This is a genomic window from Halorubrum halophilum (genome assembly GCF_000739595.1).
GTDB lineage: Archaea > Halobacteriota > Halobacteria > Halobacteriales > Haloferacaceae > Halorubrum > Halorubrum halophilum.
Genome location: NZ_BBJP01000024.1, coordinates 1 through 3,887, shown reverse-complemented (window position 1 = coordinate 3,887; position 3,887 = coordinate 1). Strand labels below are relative to the sequence as shown.

The window sequence follows — 3,887 nt, the reverse complement described above, 5'->3', positions numbered from 1 at the left end:
CGACTCACTGTCTTCCTGTGTATCTTCACTTTCTGTAGAATTAGTATTGATGACGTTGACGACCACTGACGACGTAGTTCGATCAACAGTAATAGATTGCTCGCTTACAGCCCCTTCGCGGGTTAGTTCACCCGTAACTTCAAAATAGAGTTCCTTGGAACCAGCCTGCTGAAACGAATGGGACACGGAGACATCAGCGGTATCTCCATCCTCAATACTGACTTTTTGTGTCCCCACTTGGCGATCGTCAGCATAAGCTACAAATTCAAGTTGTGCAAACCAATCAGCTGGGAGAGAAGGTATTGCTGCGCTAGACGTTATCTCGATTTTATCACCAAGTTCTACTTCAGATGGTACAGATATATCACCAATTTCTAGATTGGAGGAATCAATGCCATCCTGAGCTACCACAGGAGAGGTCAACGTCACTGATGCTGTTACCAGTATAAGTATAGCAAAGAGAATGACGCTACTTTTTGATAAGCTCATTATCAACTGTTCAATATCTAACTCATATATATTCTCTGATGGGAATATCAGAATGGAGAATCTGATGTTACTGAACTCTGCAACGAAACAATCATTTCCTGTATTATATGTACATACTCTCGAATAGTTTGTTAAAATACTCTAAAAATACTACATATTTGTTCTATTTTGTACTTTATAGCGATCAGTTGCTTCAGGGAAGAATGTGTTTAAAAAGATTTCCAGCATCTTCAGGTCTGATTTCATCTCGATAGCGGGGTCTTCATTTCCAAGGCGGTGTACATCGATCTACCCATGCTGGTTTGAGTTTCCGACTTTGTTAAGAAAGTCGGAAACTCAAACGGCTAAGCGGCACAATTAGGGCTACAAGCTACTTAAAAAGATGAGCGAGTCAGCGAATTCGGAAACTCAAAGCAGGCAAGCCCGAGCCTGGCTTACGCTCGAGCAGCTGGTTTCACGCAGTCGAAGTAGCATTACTATATCTAGGCAACGAATGACACATTGGCAGCCCCTCTGAGAAGGTTGGGTTTCGGGAACAGTTGAGGGCTCGCCGCTCCCTGCTCATTAGATGGCTCGTAGCGTCGATCGGACCGCTGCTGGCGAACGGCAGGCGGTTTTGTGTTCAGTGTTGGACTTCTACCCAACACTTATACTGTTGGCTGGTGTTCCAACAGGTGAGAGATGGCCCAGGAACCGCTGTTCCAGTACACGCACGTCGAGGCCGGCCTCGTCGAGAACGTCGTGCTTCGGCCGACCGACGACATCGAGACGTATCCCTCAGGCTGGAAATACACGCTCCACCTGGGCACTCTCGACGACCTCACGCTCGTCCGGTACGACAACTCCCACGAGGACACGAAAGGCCACGAACACCACACCGCAGCCGGCGACCTTGACGACGTCGAGTTCCCCGGAATGGAGGACCGGCTTGTCGAGTTCTGGGCGAGTGCGGACGAGTACTGGGACGCCGTCGGCGGCGACCCACCCCGGCCGCACTGATCGAATACCGACACACGATACCCCGACCATGACCACACTCCACATCACCGTCGGCGACCGAGAACAGCTCCGTGAGGACGCGCTCCAGTTCGTCCAAGACGTTGAGGCCGACAATCTCGACGAACAGGACGGAAAGGCAACACTTCAGTTCGGCACCTACGACGACTTCGTCGACAGTCTCACGCCGCTACGCCTTGAGCTCATCCGGGCGATCGCAAAAGAGGCGCCCGAGAGCATGCGCGAGGCAGCGCGTCTCGTCGAGCGTGACGTGTCCGACGTCCACTCGGACCTGAAGCAGCTGGAAGTACTGGGCATCCTCACGCTCGAAGAGGGCGGGCCCAGCGGTGCGATTCAACCCGTCGTTCCGTTCGACCGCATCGAGGTCCACATCGACTACCCGCTTATCGATAGCGGCGACGCCGATGGTACTCCCGCAAGCGCGTAGTCGCCACCCACCGCTCTCGGAGTGTGCTATGAGGCCCTCGTGTGATGGTTACCCATAACCCGCAATCACGCTGGCCCCGGAACAGTACTTTCACTCCGCTCGCCCGAACTATAAGTCACAGAATCTCAAATTTTGAGGAGAGGGAGCACCGCTGAGTCGGTTTCAACAACCGAACCAGCCCCAAAATAGTGTCACACGCTCCCTCTCCCCCTCGAAGTAGCCCGTGAACTCGTGAGAATGACTCCTAATGACCCAGAGACGGTCCGTGGCGACTGCTCGTTCTGTGGCGAGACAGTTACTAGACAACACGCGATCATCCACTATGAAACGGCTAGCGGGGAACCGGGAGTGTGGGCCGAATGCCCCGACTGTGGCGAGATCGTCGATCCCATCAATGCTCAGTAAACAGTTCATCCAGCAGATCATCAGACCCGAGTCACCATCGACAACGCACCACGAGTGCCGTCACTGTGGGTACAGCGTGGAGAAAGACGTCGATGAATGTCCACAGTGTGGCTCTCACGAGATTGCGGCCTACGATCTCGAGTAATTGCTGAAGTGGTCACGGTAGGTAGAGAAGGTTCAACCTTATGTAGCAGCCGAACGCTAACATAGCTCCAATTATTACATAAGGTATGGAGCAGCCGTCACCACCCACCTCGCTCCCGAAGTATCTCGCAGAAGGCATCCCGAAGCAGAACGTGGAGACCCTCCGCGATGTCCGCAAGTACGTCGACATCTTGATCGAGTACCGAGAGCAACCGGTCGAGGCCGACGAACTACCGGACTCTGCCCAGCCTGTCGACCGCGACAATAACGGGATGGGCACCGTGGTAAAAGAGAAAGTGAAGTGCGGGGACGAGACCTGTAAGTGCGCCAGTGGAAACCTAGGCGACATGCACGGCCCGTATCTGTACCGGTACTACCGCGAGGGTGGCAAGTTGACCTCGGAGTACCTCGGGAAGCCATGAGTTCCTTATATAACACGCTACGCATATTGTCGGCAGATATTACATAAGAGACTCTGGTGAAATCCTCTTCTTCAGATAGATTCCTGTCTGAAATAGCTGGTCGCTGAAGAGTGCGAGTTAACCACGAGAAGATTGTCTGTGCCTCTGTCGGACGCTCTTCTCCAAACAGTTATTTTCCCTGGCTGATCATTGCTGTTTATCCGAATGCTTGAGCCTCTTCTCATCGGTCATATTATCATTTTTGCCTTGTCTGCAATTGCCTGTGTGGCGACGATTCCCCAAGCACGAAAGGTCCAGCATCAGGAGACGCGAGAAGGGCTCGTTGTCTTCCTCGGTTCCGTCGCTTTGTGGTCCGGAGGGTATCTCGGCTACCTTATCGCACCCACACGCCCGGTCAAAGTCGCTTTTTACATCCTCGGATTTATCTTCGCATTCGTCGCTGTCGGGTCGTGGCTCTACTTTTGTGCTGCCTATACTGGCCGTCCACCACGTCACACCCCGTTCCGAAAGCTCATCCTCGGGCTGTTTCTCTTTCTCACCGCACTCAAAGTCACGAACCCATTCCACAACCTCTATTTCACGACCGAATGGGTCACTGAACCATTTCCGCACCTCGTTATCCACCACGAACTGCTCTACTGGATCGTCTTGGGAGTCTCCTATATCGCCATCGCTGTCGGATTCTTCATCCTTATGGAGCGGTTCTATCATACTGGCAGTGACAGTCGTCCGCTCATCGTTCTCGTTGGGCTCGCAGGACTACCTGCTGTTGCAACGATTATTGGTGGCCAAGTTGACTGGCTGCTCCCGTTAATGTACGAACCGCCTGGCGTCGCGCTTTTCGCTGTTGGCACGCTATTCTTCTACAGGCAGCGGTTTGAGGCAATCCGACTCACCGGCGAATCAGACAAACCGGCAATCTTCCTCGATCAGGACACCCGTATTCGGGATTATAATCAAGGTATGTGTTTAGCCCGGGCTGA

6 protein-coding genes are annotated in these 3,887 nt (G+C 52.8%); 5 read left to right on the top strand and 1 reads right to left on the bottom strand.

Annotation, left to right across the window (positions count from 1 at the left end):
• Positions 1-489, bottom strand: a 489-nt coding sequence (locus ACP96_RS18610) for a hypothetical protein (protein WP_154020438.1), incomplete at its 3' end; no start/stop codon positions are given.
• 681 nt (positions 490-1,170) lie between these two features.
• Between ACP96_RS18610 and ACP96_RS09205 the strand changes: the two genes are divergently transcribed.
• The 5 genes from ACP96_RS09205 to ACP96_RS09190 form a co-directional block, all read left to right on the top strand.
• Positions 1,171-1,488, top strand: coding sequence for a toxin-antitoxin system TumE family protein (locus ACP96_RS09205; RefSeq protein ID WP_050033092.1), 318 nt, complete (start codon positions 1,171-1,173; stop codon positions 1,486-1,488).
• A gap of 28 nt (positions 1,489-1,516) precedes the next feature.
• A complete protein-coding gene (locus tag ACP96_RS09200; protein WP_050033091.1) occupies positions 1,517-1,933 on the top strand; it encodes an HVO_A0114 family putative DNA-binding protein in 417 nt (138 codons plus the stop codon).
• A 237-nt stretch (positions 1,934-2,170) separates the two neighbouring features.
• Positions 2,171-2,338, top strand: a complete 168-nt coding sequence (locus tag ACP96_RS20005) for a DUF7837 family putative zinc-binding protein (protein ID WP_449272139.1) — start codon at positions 2,171-2,173, stop codon at positions 2,336-2,338.
• Between the two features lie 230 nt (positions 2,339-2,568).
• A complete protein-coding gene (locus ACP96_RS09195; protein WP_050033090.1) occupies positions 2,569-2,904 on the top strand; it encodes a DUF6788 family protein in 336 nt (111 codons plus the stop codon).
• 204 nt (positions 2,905-3,108) lie between these two features.
• Positions 3,109-3,887: histidine kinase N-terminal 7TM domain-containing protein (locus ACP96_RS09190; RefSeq protein ID WP_272913224.1), on the top strand; the 779-nt coding region annotated here is incomplete at its 3' end.